This is a genomic window from Vibrio fluvialis, assembly GCF_900460245.1.
GTDB classification, from domain to species: domain Bacteria; phylum Pseudomonadota; class Gammaproteobacteria; order Enterobacterales; family Vibrionaceae; genus Vibrio; species Vibrio fluvialis.
In genome coordinates, this window is sequence record NZ_UHIP01000002.1 from 1,350,911 (window position 1) to 1,369,756 (window position 18,846).

The 18,846-nt window shown below is 51.3% G+C and carries 19 protein-coding genes; 13 read left to right on the forward strand and 6 right to left on the reverse strand.

All coding sequences use genetic code 11. The features are described 5' to 3' along the window. Window positions 1-48 precede the first annotated feature (48 nt). On the forward strand, window positions 49-918 hold the full coding sequence (locus tag DYA43_RS21260; protein ID WP_020328603.1) for an AraC family transcriptional regulator: 870 nt from the start codon (window positions 49-51) through the stop codon (window positions 916-918). A gap of 216 nt (window positions 919-1,134) precedes the next feature. Here the strand turns inward: DYA43_RS21260 and DYA43_RS21265 are convergent, their stop codons facing one another. From DYA43_RS21265 to DYA43_RS21285, 5 genes are all read right to left on the reverse strand, one after another. After that, entirely contained in the window at window positions 1,135-1,614 is a 480-nt protein-coding gene (locus DYA43_RS21265) for a peptide-methionine (S)-S-oxide reductase (RefSeq protein WP_061055620.1), read from the reverse strand. 126 nt (window positions 1,615-1,740) lie between these two features. Next, entirely contained in the window at window positions 1,741-3,126 is a 1,386-nt protein-coding gene (locus DYA43_RS21270) for a uracil-xanthine permease family protein (RefSeq protein WP_061055621.1), read from the reverse strand. 234 nt (window positions 3,127-3,360) lie between these two features. After that, the gene (gene puuE / locus DYA43_RS21275) at window positions 3,361-4,287 is read right to left on the reverse strand and encodes an allantoinase PuuE (RefSeq protein WP_061055622.1); all 927 of its coding nucleotides are present in this window, start codon (window positions 4,285-4,287) and stop codon (window positions 3,361-3,363) included. Window positions 4,288-4,309: 22 nt separating this feature from the next. Continuing rightward, a complete protein-coding gene (locus tag DYA43_RS21280) occupies window positions 4,310-5,041 on the reverse strand; it encodes an aspartate/glutamate racemase family protein (RefSeq protein ID WP_061055623.1) in 732 nt (243 codons plus the stop codon). 3 nt (window positions 5,042-5,044) lie between these two features. After that, entirely contained in the window at window positions 5,045-5,716 is a 672-nt protein-coding gene (locus tag DYA43_RS21285) for a GntR family transcriptional regulator (RefSeq protein WP_055452406.1), read from the reverse strand. A 276-nt stretch (window positions 5,717-5,992) separates the two neighbouring features. Here DYA43_RS21285 and DYA43_RS21290 point away from each other — a divergent pair, with 276 nt between their 5' ends. The 11 genes from DYA43_RS21290 (at window position 5,993) to DYA43_RS21340 (ending at window position 17,829) form a co-directional block, all read left to right on the forward strand. Next, window positions 5,993-7,438, forward strand: a complete 1,446-nt coding sequence (locus DYA43_RS21290; RefSeq protein WP_020328597.1) for an NCS1 family nucleobase:cation symporter-1 — start codon at window positions 5,993-5,995, stop codon at window positions 7,436-7,438. A 273-nt stretch (window positions 7,439-7,711) separates the two neighbouring features. After that, complete coding sequence (locus DYA43_RS21295) at window positions 7,712-8,503, forward strand: transporter substrate-binding domain-containing protein (protein ID WP_061055624.1); 792 nt, start codon at window positions 7,712-7,714, stop codon at window positions 8,501-8,503. A 15-nt stretch (window positions 8,504-8,518) separates the two neighbouring features. Continuing rightward, the gene (locus DYA43_RS21300) at window positions 8,519-9,187 is read left to right on the forward strand and encodes an amino acid ABC transporter permease (RefSeq protein WP_020328595.1); all 669 of its coding nucleotides are present in this window, start codon (window positions 8,519-8,521) and stop codon (window positions 9,185-9,187) included. Between the two features lie 12 nt (window positions 9,188-9,199). Further along, window positions 9,200-9,850: an amino acid ABC transporter permease gene (locus DYA43_RS21305; protein ID WP_061055625.1), complete on the forward strand. Its 651-nt coding sequence runs from the start codon at window positions 9,200-9,202 to the stop codon at window positions 9,848-9,850. After that, complete coding sequence (locus DYA43_RS21310; RefSeq protein ID WP_020430926.1) at window positions 9,837-10,565, forward strand: amino acid ABC transporter ATP-binding protein; 729 nt, start codon at window positions 9,837-9,839, stop codon at window positions 10,563-10,565. Before DYA43_RS21305 ends, DYA43_RS21310 begins: the two co-directional genes overlap by 14 nt. A 19-nt stretch (window positions 10,566-10,584) precedes the next feature. Further along, on the forward strand, window positions 10,585-11,403 hold the full coding sequence (locus tag DYA43_RS21315) for a MurR/RpiR family transcriptional regulator (protein ID WP_020328592.1): 819 nt from the start codon (window positions 10,585-10,587) through the stop codon (window positions 11,401-11,403). Window positions 11,404-11,445: 42 nt separating this feature from the next. Further along, window positions 11,446-12,444 carry a bile acid:sodium symporter family protein gene (locus DYA43_RS21320; RefSeq protein WP_020430924.1) on the forward strand — a complete coding sequence of 333 codons (999 nt, stop codon included), beginning with the start codon at window positions 11,446-11,448 and terminating at the stop codon, window positions 12,442-12,444. 90 nt (window positions 12,445-12,534) lie between these two features. Then, complete coding sequence (locus DYA43_RS21325; RefSeq protein WP_061055626.1) at window positions 12,535-13,710, forward strand: amidase; 1,176 nt, start codon at window positions 12,535-12,537, stop codon at window positions 13,708-13,710. A gap of 17 nt (window positions 13,711-13,727) precedes the next feature. Next, complete coding sequence (locus DYA43_RS21330) at window positions 13,728-15,293, forward strand: gamma-glutamyltransferase family protein (RefSeq protein WP_061055627.1); 1,566 nt, start codon at window positions 13,728-13,730, stop codon at window positions 15,291-15,293. 1 nt (window position 15,294) lies between these two features. Continuing rightward, window positions 15,295-16,527 carry a pyridoxal-phosphate-dependent aminotransferase family protein gene (locus DYA43_RS21335; RefSeq protein WP_061055628.1) on the forward strand — a complete coding sequence of 411 codons (1,233 nt, stop codon included), beginning with the start codon at window positions 15,295-15,297 and terminating at the stop codon, window positions 16,525-16,527. A gap of 63 nt (window positions 16,528-16,590) precedes the next feature. Beyond that, window positions 16,591-17,829 (forward strand): allantoate amidohydrolase, encoded by a 1,239-nt coding sequence (locus DYA43_RS21340; RefSeq protein ID WP_061055629.1) that lies wholly within the window; start codon window positions 16,591-16,593, stop codon window positions 17,827-17,829. A gap of 77 nt (window positions 17,830-17,906) precedes the next feature. On the opposite strand, the gene DYA43_RS21345 is transcribed toward DYA43_RS21340, so the two are convergent. Beyond that, the gene (locus DYA43_RS21345) at window positions 17,907-18,191 is read right to left on the reverse strand and encodes an EF-hand domain-containing protein (protein ID WP_020328585.1); all 285 of its coding nucleotides are present in this window, start codon (window positions 18,189-18,191) and stop codon (window positions 17,907-17,909) included. A gap of 453 nt (window positions 18,192-18,644) precedes the next feature. Here DYA43_RS21345 and DYA43_RS23000 point away from each other — a divergent pair, with 453 nt between their 5' ends. Beyond that, window positions 18,645-18,815, forward strand: a complete 171-nt coding sequence (locus tag DYA43_RS23000) for a hypothetical protein (protein WP_169804145.1) — start codon at window positions 18,645-18,647, stop codon at window positions 18,813-18,815. Window positions 18,816-18,846 lie beyond the last annotated feature (31 nt).

Here is an 18,846-nt window from a genome sequence, read left to right on the forward strand (position 1 = left end):
TTTGTCCATTTATGCTCAAATACTTGTCCATTTATGCGATCTACTGAAATGAATCAGCAGCACGTCTCCCGTATTAACGACATTCTGTACTACATCCATCAGGACATCACCAACGATCTGTCGGCAAAACATCTGGCAGACCTTGCTGCGTACTCCGAACAGCACTTTCACAGAGTGTTTAAACAGGTAGTGGGAGAATCGATTCATCAGTACATTCGCCGCACGCGCATGGAGTATGCCGCTAACCAACTGATGTTTGATGGCAACGCATCGGTGATTGATATCGCCAACAAGTGCGGCTTCAGCTCGTTGTCATCATTTTCCAAAGCGTTCAAAGCGACTTTTCATATGGCGCCGGGTAACTGGCGACATGGCGAGCAGCATCTCGATGGCAAACCGTATCTGAAAGATCCGGAAGTCGCCGCCGGTTACAATCGGGTCGCGAATCTTGATTTGCCGACACCGAAAATTGTAGAAACCAAAGAGCGGATTACCGCCTATGTGCGCCACCAAGGCTATAACCGTTCCATTCGTCGCGCCTGGTTAGTTCTTAAAGCGTGGGCCAAAGAAGAAGGGCGCACGTTTGAACAATTGTTTGGTCTGCATCATTCAAACCCGGCATGGGTAGAATTGGATAAGTGTCGTTACGTGGCGTGTCTGGAAATTGATGAGCCGTTGAAAGTACGCGGCGTGGTGAACCAAATGACCATACCCGGCGGGCTGCATGCGGTGTTTCGTCTGCGCGGCGTGTACGGTGAATTACTGCCTCAGGTAAGCAAGATATTTGAAAAATGGCTGCCGAACTCCGGTTATAAGCTGCGTTCAACGCCCGCTTACGTGCATTACCACAAGAACCATTTCCTCAATGAGGATGAACGGTTTGAAATCGACTTCTATCTGCCGATCAGCTTCTTCTGATATCGCGGGTATTCATGTTAAACAGGCAAAAAAAAACACGCCAGGGGGCTGGCGTGTACCTAACAGAAGCGGTGTAAGAAAAGGACATGGACCTTAAATGGAGTAATGCGTAAACAAGACTCGTGTTTAAGCGTTTGTACATTAACCTTGCTGTCTTACAGAATTGTTGCTGATTGAAGAAGATTCTGATCGCAACCCACCGCTAACAACCTGTTATTACTCCTGATTGCGATATTTGTGCAGCAAATCAACCGGAATATGGCAGTAATCATCCGGATGTAGTGTCAGGCGATCCTGATGCTCATCGTCACTTCTGACATAGTTGGTCAGTGGCAACACTTCAACCGCGATTTTGTCGGCGTCCGGACGCTCGGAGATGTACTTTATCGCTCGTTCAAGGTGTGCCGGATTGTCGCTGTAAACACCAGTACGGTATTTAGGGCCGACATCGATACCTTGTTTGTTGATGCTGTATGGGTCGATGATCTCAAACAAGTAATCCATCAACTGCTCAACGCTGACTTGCGCGGGATCGAATTGGGTGCGCACGCACTCGGCGTAGCCGTCATATTCGCTTTGAGTGGTATCAGTGGTGCCATTGGCACGTCCGGCTTCGGTGTGTGTTACGCCCGGCAAATGGCGCATGAATTCCTGAACGCCCCACAGGCAGCCGCCCGCAAAATAAATTTCTTCCATTGTTCACATCTACAACGTCATGAATGTGGTGCGACTCTAGCAAATTGACGCGATGGGAGAAACCCGATCAGACACAATAAAAAGCCTGCTTGAACGCAGGCTTTGGCAGTATGGGAATCTGGCTGATCAGCTTTCGCTGACGGCGGCCACGGATGAATCGGTTTTTTCGGCTGCATCCGTTCGGTTTTGCGGCAGAACCAAAGTCATCACGATGGCAGCAATGCCACTGGTCGTCACCGGAGAGCCAAACACGCTTTGCAGCAACTTAGGCATCTCCTTCATCACATCCGGCACCAGCATCACGCCCAAACCGATCCCGAACGAGACGGCCAGAATCATCAGGTTGCGGCGATCCAAACGCTCACGCGCGATGATTTTAATGCCTGCCGCCGCGACGGTGCCAAACATCACCAAGGTTGCGCCCCCAATCACCGGTTTGGGAATGGTGGTGAGAATCGCGCCAATCAGCGGGAACAAACCCAGTACGCACAGGATTAGCGCGACAAAGTAACCCACGTAGCGACTGGCAATGCCAGTCAGGTGAATCACGCTGTTGTTCTGACTGAACGTGGTGTTTGGAAAAGTGTTGAATATCGCGGCCAGCATTGAATTCACGCCGTCGCCGAGAATGCCGGATTTCACGCGGCTTAAATACGTCGGGCCAGTGACGGGCTGCTTGGTGATCATGCAGTTGGCGGTGATGTCGCCGATCGATTCAATCGCAGTAATCGCATAAATCACGGCAATCGGCACAAAAGCGTACCAGTCGAAGTCAAAGCCATATTTGAATGGCACAGGAATACTGACCAACGGCTGATGAAATGCGTGACCCAGATGCACCATGCCCATGCTGGCGGCGGCCACATAACCCAATACCATGCCGACCAGAATCGAAGAGAGGCGCACCATCAAATGCCGAGAGCGGTTGAGCGCAATGATGGTGACTAACACGACTGCGCCGAGCGCTAAGTTGTGCCATTGGCCAAAATCGGGTGCGTTGACGCCGCCGGCTAAATCCGTCATGCCGACTTTAATCAGGGAAATACCGATGGTGGTGACCACAATGCCCGTGACCATCGGCGTGATGATGCGCCGTAACTTGCCAATGCATTGTGAAAGCACGATTTCTATGAATGCCCCAACGAAACAGACGCCAAAGATCAGCGCCAGAATCTCTTCCGGGCCTCCGCCTTTGGCTTTGGCGATAAAGCCTGCGGCCAGCACTGAGCTCAAAAACGCGAAGCTGGTGCCTTGCACACAGATCATGCCTGCGCCAATTGGCCCAATGCGGCGCGCTTGAATAAACGTCCCGATACCGGACACAATCAGCGCCATACTGATGAGGTAAGGCACATGGTCGCCCAATCCCAACACGCCGCCGATAATCAGCGTAGGCGTAATGATTCCGACAAAACTGGCCAGCACATGTTGTAGGCCTGCGTACAGTGCTGCGCCGGGCGTTGGCTTATCGTCGAGCCCGTAAATCAGGTCGTGACTTTCCTTGTGAGACATTCTGACTTCCTTGTATACAATATTGTTGACATATTTTTCATCAATACAGCAAACACTATGCCAGTAAATTTCTGACCAGTTAGTCAAGGTAATTCAGCGAGTTAGGATATAACGCACGAATATTGGCGCTGAAATGTTGTTCGATTGTGGTGCACTTGCATTAAATTGGGTTGCATAAAAAAACCGCCGGACAGGAAGGGCGTCGCGGCGGTTTGTAAAGACAGAATCAACGGGTTAAGCAGGGTGATGCTCGATCCAGTGACGAGCAATTTGTTCACGAGTCGCCACCCAAACGCCCTCATGCCGCGCGACGTAATCGAGGAATTTCTTTAATGCCATAAAACGACTGGGCTTACCAATGACGCGGCAGTGTAGACCGATCGACATCATTTTAGGTTTCTCGGCACCTTCAGCGTACAAACAGTCAAAGTTCTCCTTGAGATACTGAAAGAATTCCTCCCCGTGGCTAAACCCATAAGGCGAGGAAAACCGCATATCGTTAGTATCCAAGGTGTAGGGCACAATCAGGTGAGGGCGCGTTGAACCGGGATGCTTCTTGTCAGGCACCTGGGTCCAGAACGGCAGATCGTCCCCGTAGTAATCCGAGTCATAAAGCAAACTGTCCTGTTCAGCGACCAATTCGCGGGTGTTGGGAGAATCGCGGCCAGTGTACCAACCGATTGGGCGTTTCCCCGTGAGGGTTTCAATCAGCTCGAGCGCCTGATGCATGTGCTGGCGCTCTTGCTCGATCGGCATGTTTTGGTAATGAATCCATTTTAAACCGTGGCATGCGATTTCGTGCCCATCTTCAATGAAGGCTTGTGTTACTTCTGGGTTACGTTGTAACGCAGTGGCGATGCCAAAAATGGTCAGCGGTAATTCCCGCTTTTTAAATTCGTTAAGAATGCGCCACACCCCAGCGCGCGAACCGTATTCATACAGGGATTCCATGCTCATGTGGCGAGCGGGGAACGGCTCGGCGCCCGCAATTTCCGATAAAAAGGTCTCGGCGTGCGGATCGCCGTGTAAGACGCAGTTTTCTCCGCCTTCTTCGTAGTTCAAGACAAATTGCAGCGCAATCTTTGCGCCGCCTGGCCAGTTGGCATCCGGCACCTTGTCGCGGCCGTAGCCGATGTAATCGCGAGGATTTGAGATTTCCATATCGAAGTTCCTTGTCACTGACTTAACGGCTCCAATGTTGATAACGGCCGTGAAACGATTTGCTGAGTGGAGCGGCGTAGTTGCCACTTTTGGACGTAGTAAGTTTGAGTGCGTGTAATGATTCGGCCAGCTTAACGGCGGCAGCCACACCATCTATCACCGGCACATTGAGTGCCGCCGAAAGTTCCGTCGCTAAATCAGACATCCCGGCGCAACCGAGCACAATCGCTTCTGCGCCGTCTTGGTTGACCGCTGCCCGGCATTCTTGCAACAACTGTTGATAGGCCGATGCCTGAATCTGTTCCAGATCCAGCACTGCGATGTCGGTTGCGCGAACGCCTGAGCACAGATGATGGTAACCGTAACGATGCAACAGATGCTCGGCTGTAGGCAGCGTGCGCGACATGGTGGTCACCACTCCAAAGCGGTGTGACACTAGGCTTGCCAATTGAAACGCGGCGCCCGCGATGCCAATGACAGGCACCGAAGCCAGTTCGCGCGCGGCATCTATCGCCGGATCGCCAAAGCAGGCGATAATATGGGCATCAACGCCTTCTGCTTCACCTTGTGCAATCACATCGAGCAGCGCGGCGGCGGCAATGGTTTCATCCAAGGCGCATTCGATACTTTCCGGGCCATGCGCCGGATTGCGCGCAATTATCTCACTACTGGATAAACATACAGATTGCGCAGAAAGCGCTATTTTGTCGGTCATGCCCTGACACGTATTGGGGTTGATAAGCTGAATCTTCATTGATTAATCCATTTGCGCGAACAGCGAGTTAAAGTCCACCTGAGCATCCTGTTTGCCGGTTAACGAGATCGACTGTTTGATGTGAAGTAGGTGGTGACGCATCCATTCTTGTGCTTCGACGACTTTACGTTGGTCGAGCAGATCAATCAGCTCAACATGATCACCACAATCACAACTCACACTTTCGCGCGTACCGTAGGCGGCAATCACTAACGATGAGCGATAGCACAACTGCTCAATAAACTCTGACAACACCTGATTGTTTCCCATACGCGCCAGTTCATAGTGGAACTTCGCCGTCAGTTGAATCGACTTAGAGAGATTGCCTTCATTGTCTGCCTGTTTTTCCAACGCCACCATGTCACGAAAATGCTGCGCGACTTTCAGATTCCAGTTTTCACTGATTTCAGGCACCAGAAGCGGCTCCAACATAATGCGGCTATCCAGCACTTCTTCCGCTTCTTGGCGGCTGGGGCGGTTAACCTGTGCGCCTTTATTGGGCTGAATCACCACAAACCGCTCCAGTGCCAAACGTTGCAGCACTTTTCGAATGCCCGTCCGGCTCACACCAAACGCTTCTGAAAGCTTATCTTCTGGCAGTCGTTCGCCCGGGGGAAGCTGGTGCTCGACGATCGCTTTCAGCATCTTTTGATAAATTTTTTCGTCGTTAGACATACGCATTCTCTTTACTGTTGTATACAACTTACCGTTGCAATATGTATACCATGTTGTGGAAGGCATACAAGCCAATAAATCGGTCATAGCCTGCATTGAAGCTTAAATTTGTTGAAGTTTTATGCACTAACTTGTGGCGCGCTGAACTTTCGTGGTGCATTCTAAGTCTAGTCCAAAGTAGGTATCATCACTGAAAGCCAGTGATTTCAATACATTTCGATTTTGGCACGCTCCTTGTATTTAGGATTGTATACAATGTAAAAACAAGGATGCGACATGATGAAAAAGGAATTCCCAGTCAGCGACAGACTCGCTAACGCAGATTTGCTTCCGGATAAAGAACAGAAGTGGGGCTGGTACAGTATTTTTGCTTTCTGGATGTCAGACGTTCACAGCGTCGGTGGCTACGTGTTTGCCGCCAGCCTGTTTGCGTTGGGTCTGAACGGTATTCAGGTGTTTATCAGTTTATTGGTTGGCATTTCGATTGTGATGGTGTTTGCCAACCTGATGGGTAAACCGGGTCAGAAAGCGGGTGTGCCGTTTCCGGTGGTGGCGCGGATGTCGTTCGGCGTATTTGGCGCTAATATCCCCGCGGTGATTCGCGGCCTGATTGCGGTCGTGTGGTATGGCATCCAGACCTTTTTGGCGTCCAGTTCATTTATCATTCTGTTACTGTACTTTTTCCCCGGGCTGGAAAGCCTGGCTAAGCCAACGTTTTTAGGGCTTTCCTACCTTGGCTGGATTGGTTTTAGTGCCATGTGGGTTATTCAGGGCATCGTGTTCATGTTCGGCATGGACATGATTCGCAAGGTCATCGACTGGTCGGGCCCGGCGATTTACGTCGCCATGTTCGCGCTGTGTCTGTATATGATTGATCTTGCGGGTTGGGACAACATCAGCTTTAACCTGAGCACGAAAAAGCTCGAAGGCTGGGATGTCGTGGTGCAGATGTTCATTGCCAGCGCGCTGGTTGCCGGATACTTCGCCGGACCAACGCTCAACTTCAGTGACTTTTCCCGTTACTGCAGCAGTTACCAAAAATTGAAGTTGGGTAACTTGCTCGGCCTGCCGCTGAACTTCTTGTTGTTCTCAGTGTTCAGCGTAGTGATTGTGTCGGCGTCGATTCCGGTATTTGGCCAGATGATCACCGATCCGGTCGAAACGGTGAAACGTCTCGATTCGGGATTAATTACGGTGCTGGGTGCAATGACGTTTATCTTCGCGACGGTCGGTATCAACATTGTGGCGAACTTTGTTGCGCCCGCATTTGATTTTTCCAACGTGTCGCCGCAGAAAATCAGTTTTAAAACCGGTGGCTTTATTGCCGCGTTCGGTTCGGTGCTGCTGACCCCTTGGAACCTGTTCAACAATCCTGAAGTGATTCACTACACGGTGGATGTGCTGGCAGCAATGATTGGTCCGCTGTACGGCATCATCATTGTCGATTACTACCTGGTGAAGAAAGGCGAGATCGATGTGGCGTCGCTGTACACCGAATCGAAGCAGGGCAAATACTGGTATCACAACGGGGTGAACATGAACAGCGTGTATGCGTTGGTGTGCGCCAGCTTGCTCGCCATCGTCGCGACGTTTGTGGTGTCCGACTTGGCGAACTACGCACTGTTTATCGGTGGCGGGGTGGCGGCGATTGTCTATCGTTACCTGATGGAAACCGAATTCTCCTGGGTGCCAGCGCTGCGTTTAAGCAAGAACAAAGCGTAAGTCTTTGAATCCCTACGGTTAGAAAAGGCGGTTGAACTTCAGCCGCCATTTAAGCACAGGAACTAGGTACTGTTTTGAAACGATTGCACCACCATTGATCAATTCTGCACCAAAAGTTTCATAAATTGAGCAATTCGTAAGGCCAGAAAAATCGTAGTTGGTTATAACCTAATAAAATCATTGCGGTTTTTATTTTTATCTCAAGTTGGCGCAATCGTTGCAAACTACTTGATAAATGTTTCAAACGTTTCATTATCTATAAGGAGATTCACAATGAAATTATTTGCAGCGATGTCGAGTGTACTCATGTCCGCCAGCCTGTTGTTCGGCGCGACCACAGCGCAAGCCGACCAACTGGAGTCTGTCCAACAGAAAGGTGTGTTGAAAGTTGCCGTACCCCAAGACTTTCCGCCCTTTGGTTCTGTCGGTACCGACCTAAAGCCTCACGGATACGACATTGATATGGCCGCGTATCTTGCCCAAAAGCTCGATGTCAAACTGGAACTGGTGCCAGTTACCAGTGCGAACCGAATTCCTTACCTGCAAACCGGTAAAGTGGATTTGGTGATTTCGAGCATGGGTAAGAATGCGGAACGTGAAAAAGTGATCGATTTCAGTGCGGCGTATGCGCCTTTCTATCTCGGCGTATTCGGCTCATCGGATGAAACGGTGACCAGCGCGCAGGATCTGAGCGGCAAAACCATCGGTGTGACACGCGGCTCAGTGGAAGATTTGGAACTGAGCAAGATTGCGCCGAGCGACGCCACGATCAAACGTTTTGAAGATAACAACGCAACGTTGTCCTCATTCCTGTCTGGTCAGGTCAGCCTGATTGCTACCGGCAATCTGGTGGTGACAGAAATCGCAACCCGTTATCCGGCCAAAGCGCCACAAACGAAGTTTCTGCTCAAAAACTCACCGTGTTATGTGGGTGTGATGAAGGGCGAAGAAGCACTGCTAAAAGAAGTGAACCGCCTGATCACCGAAGCAAAACAAGACGGTGTGTTGGAAGGTTTCTCGCAAAAATGGTTAAAAGCACCGTTTCCTGCGGACCTGGGTGCGTAACGTTAAGGACGAAGCATGAGCTATCAGTTGGACTTTAGCGGTTTGACTCCTTACCTGCCACAGTTTGTGGCAGGGCTAGGAACCACCGTAGAACTGACCATCATCTCAACCGTTGGCGGACTGTTGCTCGGCACGCTTTGTGCGGGAGCAAAAACCAGTCAGGCCAAATGGCTGAAGTTTGTCTGCACCTGCTACATCGAAGTGATTCGTAACACCCCGTTTATCGTGCAGTTGTTCTTTATCTTTTTTGGTCTGCCGGCACTCGGTATCAAACTCAGCGCCTGGCAGGCGGGCGTGATTGCGATGGTGATTAACTTGGGTGCGTATTCGGCGGAAATCATTCGCGCTGGCATCGAAGCGACGCCAAAAGGGCAGTGGGAGGCGGGAAGAACGCTGGGATTGACCCGCATGCAGATTTTTACACGCATTGTGATTCCGCCTGCGTATCAACGCGTTTATCCGGCGATTGTCAGCCAGTGCATCATTGTGATGTTAGGTTCTGCGGTGGTGTCACAAATTTCGGTGGAAGATCTGACGTTCGCGGCCAACTTCGTCCAGTCGCGCAGTTTTCTGAGTTTTGAATCGTACATGCTGACGGCGGCGATTTATTTGGTGCTTGCAATTGTGATGCGCCAGATGTTTGCGTTCGTTAAGCGTGTCGCGTTTAAGAACCCGTCGTTGTAGGAGAGCGCCACCATGATGCAATTTACCGATTGGGATATTTTTCGCAGCCTATTGATGGCCGCTCGCTGGACCGTCGCACTGTCGCTGATCGCTTTTGTGGGCGGCGGGTTGCTCGGACTGTTTATTACCTTGCTGCGTAGCACGCGACACCCCGTGTTTACCGGCGTCATCAAGCTGTATGTGGAGCTGTTTCAGGGCACGCCGCTGCTGATGCAACTGTTTCTCGCCTTCTTTGGTTTATCCCTGGTGGGCGTGGAAGTCAGTGCCTGGACAGCCGCCGTGTTGTCATTGACGTTATTCAGCAGCGCTTTTTTTCACGATATCTGGCGCGGCTGTATAGAATCACTGCCAAAAGGCCAGTGGGAAGCGTGCCGCACTTTGGGGCTGAGCTACCTGCAAACCATGCGTTACATCATTGCGCCGCAAGCAGCGCGTCTGGCCATTGCGCCAACAGTCGGATTTTCAGTGCAGATTGTCAAAGGCACTGCGCTGGCGTCCATCATCGGATTCGTTGAACTGACCAAAGCCGGCACCATGCTCAACAACGCCACATTCCAGCCGTTCAAAGTCTTCGCGCTGGTTGCACTGCTTTACTTTGCCATTTGCTTTCCGCTTTCTGCGTTAGCCCGATATTTGGAGACTCGAAACCATGTCGCTCGTTAGTGTTGAACAAGTCCATAAATATTATGGCGAAAACCACGTCCTGAAAGGGGTCGACTTAAAAATAAATCCGGGTGAAGTGGTGTCGATCATCGGCCGCAGTGGCTCGGGGAAAAGTACGCTGCTGCGCTGTATGAATGGCTTGGAAGACTATCAGGAAGGCGTGATCATTGTGGATAGCCAAGCGGTAGAAAACGACGATTACAAATTACGTCTGTTGAGCCGCAGTGTGGGCATGGTGTTTCAAAGCTTCAACCTTTTCCCGCACATGACTGTCGGCGAAAACGTGATGCTGGCACCAAAGCTGGTATTAAAGAAAAGCAGTGAAGAGTGTGAAACACTGGCTCGTGAACTGCTCGAAAAAGTCGGTCTGGCGGATAAGTTTGATGCGTATCCAACCAATCTGTCCGGCGGGCAGCAACAACGCGTGGCGATTGCACGTTCATTAGCCATGAATCCGAAAGTGCTGTTGTGTGATGAAATCACGTCAGCGCTGGACCCGGAGCTGGTTGGCGAAGTGCTGAAAGTGCTGGAACAACTAAAAGCGGAAGGGATGACACTGATTCTGGTGACTCACGAAATGAACTTTGCCCGCGATGTGGGCGATCGCGTGGTGTTTATGAATCAGGGTAAAGTGTGGGAAACCGGACCGAGTGAAACCGTGTTTGCCGCGCCTCAGACCCCGGAACTGCAAAGCTTTTTGTCCGCCGTTCGTTAATCATCCAGATGGAGTCAGCATGACCAATAATCACCACTCACTCAGTGAACGAATTACCCAGCAGTATTCACGCTTGACCGAAAGCAGCCGCAGGGTGGCCGACTATCTACAACTGAATCCGGAAAAGATTTTAATGCTGTCGACGGCAGAAATCGCTGAATCCTGCTCGGTATCGAAAACCAGTGTGAGTCGCTTTATTCGTCAACTGGGTTATGACGATCATGTTGCACTCCGTCAGGAATTGATGCAGGAGCGTGAAAAGGGGATTCCGGTATTAACATCCAGCATCGAAGACCCGGAAATTCAACACGATATGCGCGCCTTGGAACAGCTGTGGGCGCAGTTGGCGACGCTGGATGTCACGGAATTGGTTGAGGCCATCGCCAACGCCAAACGGGTGAAAATCATCGGCTATCGCAACAGTTATCCGTTGGCGATGCATTTTCGTCAGCAACTGATGCAGTGCCGCGCCAACGTGGAATTGCTGCCGTTACCAGGCCAGACCTTGGGAGAAGATCTGGTCTCGATTACGGACGACGATTTTGTGATTGTGATTGGTATTCGACGTCGCATCGCTCAGTTTGAGAAAATCATTCAACATCTGAATGGCAAACCGAGTTTGTTAATTACGGATCAATCCGGGCAGAAGTACGCAGACTCCGTTGCACATTTTCTGGTCTGTCACATGAATAATCAGGCACCTTTGGATAGCTATGCGGTGCCCATGAGCTTAATATCATATCTGGTTAACAAGGTGTATCGACACCTTGGACAGAATGCCGCGAAACTCAGTCGCCATATCTCACAAAGCTATGCGCAGTTGAACGAAGTGGAATAACAGGAACTGTTGAATAACACAACAAAGAGCAAAAATAACAATATGAATGTATTAGCAAAACTTAAAAAGGAGTGGTTTCTTGTCGGGATGGTTGTTGCCATCGCGCTGGCGACTGTTACGTCTGAATTTGGCCGCTCTGGTGGCGTGATCCATCTGGATCAACTGACCGGAATTGGTATCGCGATTGTATTCTTCCTGCACGGGTTGGGGCTTTCTCCACAAGCAATCAAAGCGGGGCTGACTAACTGGCGCCTACACGTATACATCCAAATGGCAACGTTCGTGGTTTACCCGATTCTGTGGGTGATTTTCGGCGAAGCATTCCTGGCTTACATGCCTTCCGCATTGGCATTCGGTTTCTGTTATTTGCTGGTTCTGCCAAGCACCATTTCGTCGTCGGTGGCGATGACCAGCGTCGGTAAAGGGAACGTCCCGGGTGCTATCTTTAATGCTTCGCTTTCCAGCATTCTTGGCGTGTTCATCACTCCACTTTTGATTCAACTTTTCATGGGATTTGAAGGCGTACAACTGGATTTGCTGGACTCGGTCATTTCAATTTCCAAACTGTTGCTGCTGCCGATGATTGCAGGTCAGATCATGCGTCCATACTTGGTTGCGTGGGTTGACCGTCACAAAGCAGTGGTTAATAAAGTCGACAAATACGTCATTCTCTTAATCGTCTACAACGCCTTCTGTGATTCTGTGGTGAATGGCATCTGGAGTGAGTTCTCGGTTGGCCTGCTGGCTACATCAATCATCATTTGTACCGTGATTCTGTTGGTCATGGTACACCTCATTCAGTGGGGCGCGCGCCGCACCAAGTTTACGTTGCCGGATGAAGTGGCTGCGGTGTTCTGTGGTACGAAGAAAACGCTGGCCGCGGGAATTCCGATGGCGAAGGTTATTTTCGGCGCGGATCCGTCGCTGGGGATGATTCTGCTGCCCATCATGCTGTATCACCCGATTCAGATTTTCTACTGCGCGGTACTGGCAAACCGATACGCGCGCCAAAGTGAATCCCTGAAGACGGTGACCAATTAAGTAGCATCAGCCAAACCGCTTCAAAAAATCAACACTAGGTCAGGCGCTGCGGATTCAGCGCCTGAAAGGAACATCACGTAAGGATGCACAATGAGTAAGGACGCTCGTATTTATTGCTCTCAGGGGCCAGACACGCTGCCCGCTACCGCCCAGGGAACGCTCTCTGGCACCCGATTTGTCTTCAAAGATTTATTCGACGTCGAAGGCTACGCCACAGGCGCTGGCAATCCAACCTGGTTGAAAACCCATCAAATTGCGACGGCTACGTCACCACTGATCACCGCGCTGCTCGGGCAGGGCGCTGAATGCGTTGGCCGCGTTCAAACCGACGAGTTGGCCTACAGCCTCAATGGTCAGAATAGTCATTACGGCACGCCCATCAATCCGAAAGCGCCGAATTGCATTCCCGGTGGTTCATCCAGTGGCAGCGCTGTCGCAGTCGCGAATGAGGAGTGTGACTTTGCTATCGGCACCGACACTGGCGGCTCGATCCGAGTGCCTGCCAGTTATTGCGGATTGTTTGGCTTGCGTCCAACTCTCGGCACGCTTGATCTTTCCCACTGTTTTGAATTAGCGAAAAGTTTCGATACCGCCGGCATTTTTACGCGCGAATTGCGCCTGATGCGCGATGTGTGGTCGGTGCTGGCGGCACGTCATCAATCTGGCGAACGGGTGACGCGCGTTTATCTCGATGCGCAGTGCCAAGCGGTGATGAGCGCTGTTCGTATTGAACGTTTGAGTCAGCAGTGTCAGCGCGCGGGGATTGAGATTATTCAAGGCAATGTCCTGGCACAAAACGGCTGGTCACTGACCGAACTGAGCTTACTGTTTCGCACCATTCAAGGTTTTGAAATTATCGAACATCACGATGCGTGGCTCACGCTGTATGGCGACAGCCTGGATCCGGCGATCTGGGAGCGTGTGGAGTGGGCCAGAACCATCACTCATGAGCAGTATGAACACGCGAAAGCCCGGCAACAGGACTTTCAGCAACAGGTGCTGACACACCTGAAACAACAACGTTGCCTGTGGGCAATGCCGACCACGCCATCGGGTCCGCCATCACTGACGATGCCGGCTGATGAACTGGCGGTCTATCGCTCACAGTTGATGGGACTGACCAGCATTGCAGGACTGTCGGGATTACCGCAACTCCATCTGCCTATGGAAGAATTATTAGAAGGCCCGTGCGGTATCTCACTGATGGGCTTGCCTCATCAGGAAGAGACTCTGTTCGTAACGGGTGAAGCCGTCTACAACGGCTAATGTTAAGGAGAACGTGAATGAAGCATCAAACGGCATTTACTGCCCCGCACTTTAAGGCCGCGCAAGTCGGTCAGCAAATTCTCGACGCTGGCGGCACCGCCAGTGAAGCCATGGTCGCCGCCGCCGCGATGATTGCGGTGCAATACCCGCACATGAACGGCATAGGTGGTGACAGTTTTTGGCTGATCGCCAAAGCTGGCCAGACACCCGTTGCCATCGATGGCTGCGGCGCCGCAGCGCTGAATGTGAACGTCGAACACTATCGCGCGCTGGGTGATGAACTGCCATTCAGCGGCGGTGAATCTGCGATTACCATGGCCGGCACCATTGCGGCTTGGCAAAAAGCGTTGGAAGTAGACGCGGGTACGCTCACGTTAACCGAGTTGCTGCAACCTGCCATTGATGCCGCCCGTGACGGTGTTGAAGTGACGCAAAGCTTAGTCAACGCCAGCGAAAAAACCTTTGAACGCCTAGCCTCATTGCAAGCTTTTGCGCAGAACTTTCTCAAGCAAGGCAAAACGCTCAAAGTCGGCGATACCTTAGTGAATGAGGCGCTCGCCAACACATTACAAGCCTTGGCTGAACGTGGGCTAGATGATTTCTATCGTGGCGAGATAGCCGCCTCCGCGGCGAAAGAGCTGCAAGCCGCAGGCAGCCCGCTGACGTTGGACGACTTTCATGCTCATCAGGCAAAAGTGTTGGCACCGCTCACCGTCAACACCGCAAAAGGGCGTTTATACAACTTTGGCGCGCCTACGCAAGGTGTGGCATCACTGCTGATTCTGGCGATTTACGATCGGCTGGCGTCACAAGCGCAGAGCGAAGTCGACCATATTCATCTGCTGGTTGAAGCGACCAAACAAGCCTTCATCATTCGTGATCGCGAAGTATGCGACGAAGAATTTTTAAGTCAGCCGCTTCAGGAGTGGCTCATTGACTCCGTCGTCGACCAATGTGCGGCCAATGTTTCCTTAAGTGAGGCGCTGCCTTGGCCGCATCAGGCCAAACCGGGCGATACCATTTGGATGGGCGCGAGCGATCAATATGGCACCATGGTGAGCTTTATTCAAAGCGTGTATTGGGAGTTCGGCTCGGGCGTGTTTTTGCCAGAAACGGGCATTTTGTGGAACATTCGCTCAAAAAGTTTCTCGCTCGATGCGCGTCACCACAATGTGTTAGCGCCGGGTAAAAAGCCGTTCCATACCTTGAATCCGGCCTATGCCGAACTCGCCGATGGTCGCCGCATGAGTTACGGCACCATGGGCGGCGAAGGCCAGCCACAAACACAAGCGTGCCTGTTTAGTCGCTACCACTATCAAAATTTCTCACTCAGTGATGCGATTGCTGCACCGCGCTGGCTTCTTGGCCGCACATGGGGTAACAGCACCAACAATTTACGACTTGAACAATCGCTGTATGAGCAATATGGCGATGCGTTAAAACAACGTGGCCACGATGTCACCTTTGTGGCCGATTGCAACGAACTCATGGGACACGCTGGCGCAATCATTCTCGATACGCATGGAAAGGCGTGTGCGACCAGCGATCCTCGTAGTGATGGAACCAGTTTACTTGGAGAATAACATGACCGCCCAAAACGAACTTTTTGAAACCCTGAACCCACCGCAGCGTCTGCTTATGGGGCCCGGGCCAATTAATGCCTACCCACGCGTTCATCAGGCCATTTCTCAATCTCTGATTGGCCAGTACGACCCGGTCATGACCGGCTACATGAATCAGGTACAGTCCCTGTATCGTGGTGTTTTCCAGACCCAAAACCAGCAAACCATGTTGGTGGATGGCACGGCGCGTTCCGGCATTGAAGCGGTATTGGTTTCGGTGTTACAGCCCGGCGACAAGGTGCTGGTACCGGTGATTGGCCGCTTTGGTCACTTGCTGTGTGAAATTGCCCAACGTGTTGGCGCTGAAGTGAAGACCATCGATATCGAATGGGGGGAAGTGTGCCCGCCGGAAAAAGTCGAAGCGGCAATCAAAGCATTTCAACCTAAGCTGCTCGCGACCGTTCAAGGCGATACATCCACCACAATGAACCAGCCGCTCAAAGAGATGGGCGAAATCTGTCAGCGTTATGGCGTGCTGTTCTACTGTGACGCCACCGCGTCAATTGCGGGGAACGATCTTAAAGTCGACGAATGGCATCTTGATGCGGTGTCGGCTGGCTTGCAGAAATGCCTTGGCGGTCCTTCCGGTTCTGCGCCCATTACCTTAAGCGATCGCTGCGCAGCATTGATTAACCGCCGTAAACACGTCGAAGCGGGCATTCGTGCCGACCACCACACCCAAGGTGAAGAGGCGATGATTCAGTCCAACTACTTCGATTTGGCGATGATCATGGATTACTGGGGCCCGGAACGTTTGAACCACCATACGGAAGCGACGTCGATGCTCTATGCCGCACGTGAATGTGCGCGCCTTTTCCTTGAAGAAGGCGCAGACAAGGTGATTGCACGCCATAAACAAGCAGGGGATGCGCTGGCGGCAGGCCTTCGTGCCATGGGTTTGGAATTGTTCGGCAACCAAGCTTACAAAATGAACAACGTGGTAGGTGTCTACATTCCGGCAAATGTGAATGGTGATGCGATTCGCCTTGAGCTGCTGCAACGCTTCGGGATTGAAATTGGCACCTCGTTTGGTCCGCTGCATGGCAAAATTTGGCGCATCGGTACCATGGGGTATAACGCTCGCCAAGAATGCGTGTTGGCAACGCTTGCGGCGCTGGAAGCGATTCTGATCAAACACAAAGCGGTGATTGTGCCGGGGCAATCGGTCATTGCAGCAATGGAATTCTATGCCTAATCACACCAGTAAGGTGCATACAGAACACAACGTGAGTTTGGTGAATCAACGCAAGGAGCGCTGATGATTACAGCAGAAAAAAATACCATGGCGCAGCAGGCAAAAAAGCTGATGGAGCAAGCAGACGCGCTGGCTCAATTCAGCGCTGACGAGGGCGCAATTACGCGCGCCTATCTGACGCCACAGCATCGCGCCGCCCATGACCAATTGGCGCAATGGATGCGTGAAGCAGGCCTTGAAACCTGGCAAGACAGTGTCGGCAATCAGTGGGGGCGTAAAGTGTCCGCTAATCCATCACAACCGACGCTGATCCTCGGATCTCACAGTGACACCGTCACTAATGCAGGCAAATATGACGGCAATTTAGGCGTTATTCTGGCCATCGAAACGCTCGCTCAACTGGCGGATGAAGCGTTTCCATTTCATATCGACGTGGTTGCGTTTGCCGATGAAGAAGGCACCCGTTTTAACACCACATTGATCGGTTCCAGCGGCGTGGCCGGATGCTTTAATCCGCAATGGCTGAACGTGAAAGATGCTGATGGCATTTCGATGGCGGAAGCGATGCGCACCTTTGGCCTTGACCCGAACCAAGCGGGCTGCGATGCACGGACAGCAAAGGAAACTCTGGCCTATCTGGAAGTGCATATTGAGCAGGGCCCGGTTTTGGAAGCGGAAAACCTGCCAGTAGGAGTGGTCACGGGCATCGCGGGCGCGAAGCGCTTTCAATGCCAAGTAAAAGGCATGGCAGGCCACGCTGGCACCGTGCCGGTAGATTTACGCCACGATGCGTTGTGTGGCGCTGCGGAAATGATCATCGCCATCGAGAAGTTTGCGCAGCAAAATGGGATTGTTGCCACCGTTGGTAAATGTGACGTGTTGCCGGGCGCTGTCAATGTGATCCCCGGCGAAACCCGTTTTACGATTGATATTCGCAGCCTGTCTCAACCATCGCTGGAGCAGTGCACGGTTGATCTGCTGAAGCAGTTGACCGACATTGCACACAATCGCAACTTGGTTTTTCACCACGAAAACATCTACCAGGCCGAAGCGGTACTGTGCAACGTTAAGCTTCAGCAACAATGGGCGGATGTGGTCGAAACTGTTACGCAGATCGCGCCACGTTTCCTGCCGAGTGGCGCAGGGCATGACGGGCTGGCAATGACCAAGCTCACCGACATTGGCATGCTGTTTGTGCGCTGCGAGAAAGGGATCAGTCATAATCCGCGAGAACAAGTGATGGAAGCTGATGTGCTGACTGCGCTCAGCTGCTTTATTGAGATGGTCAAACGCTTTCGCTAACAGTTATCATCGGCCAATTAAACTAAAGCCCGGTTTGTAACCGGGCTTCTTCTTTCTGTTTCTATAATAACTCGATGTCATTCATCGTTGTTAGGACGCTGTGGCGGTTTATGGTTCTTCATAAACGTATCGACTTCGGTTTCCGTCAACTGCCCATCATTGTTGGTATCCATGCTGCTGAAATCACGCTGCATGGGTCCCTGAACTTCATCTTGCGTCAATACGCCATCGCCGTTGCTATCCATATCCGAAAAGCTCGGAGGCGGCCCCATGTCCGGACGACCAGAGGGTTGATCTTGTGCCATGGTTGACGTCGACAACAAAGCGCAGCCCAGTAAGGCAAAAAGCGAAACAGATTTCATGTGTTAGTCCTTAATTTATTGAAATATTTTAATGCCGTTCGTTTTATCGAACCCAGCATTGGAGCATCCAACAGAAAAAGGGTTCGTCGATTTACAATGCTTTACATTGCGGTTCAATCTGCCCCATTTGTGTCTCTAAAATAAGAAACAGCAAATAAGAATGTTTTTTATTTGTGTTAAGTGGTAATTCAAAATATATGCACTAGTATTAATATCATCTTCCCGAACAGGAGAAGTAGGTATGTGGTCACCTTGAAGTCTGTCAACTCACGACCTAAAGATCACGCTACTCGCGTACGTATGGTTTCAACATTCATGAAAAATGAACGGCACAAATTGGCAAAGTTCAATCGCCCTCATTGATGTTTTCGGAATGACAAGCAGTGACCATGCGTTAACCCAAATTAACGACGTCAAACCGCTCCATAGGCGATGGAGATTGAGGCTAGAGTGATGAAAAAGAAATACTCCTCTTCAAACTACAGTGAAGGCTTTCTGTTTTTCTACTTTATGCAGTTGTTACCAACCTTCATGATTGTTGCGTTGGTGGTCTTCGCATTGTTAAACCTACCGGAATTATCGCTTTCTGCGATGATTCACCAAGTTTCCTCGGCGAGAAATTAAGTCACTGTTCTGGTCACTTCTTTTCCCCCCC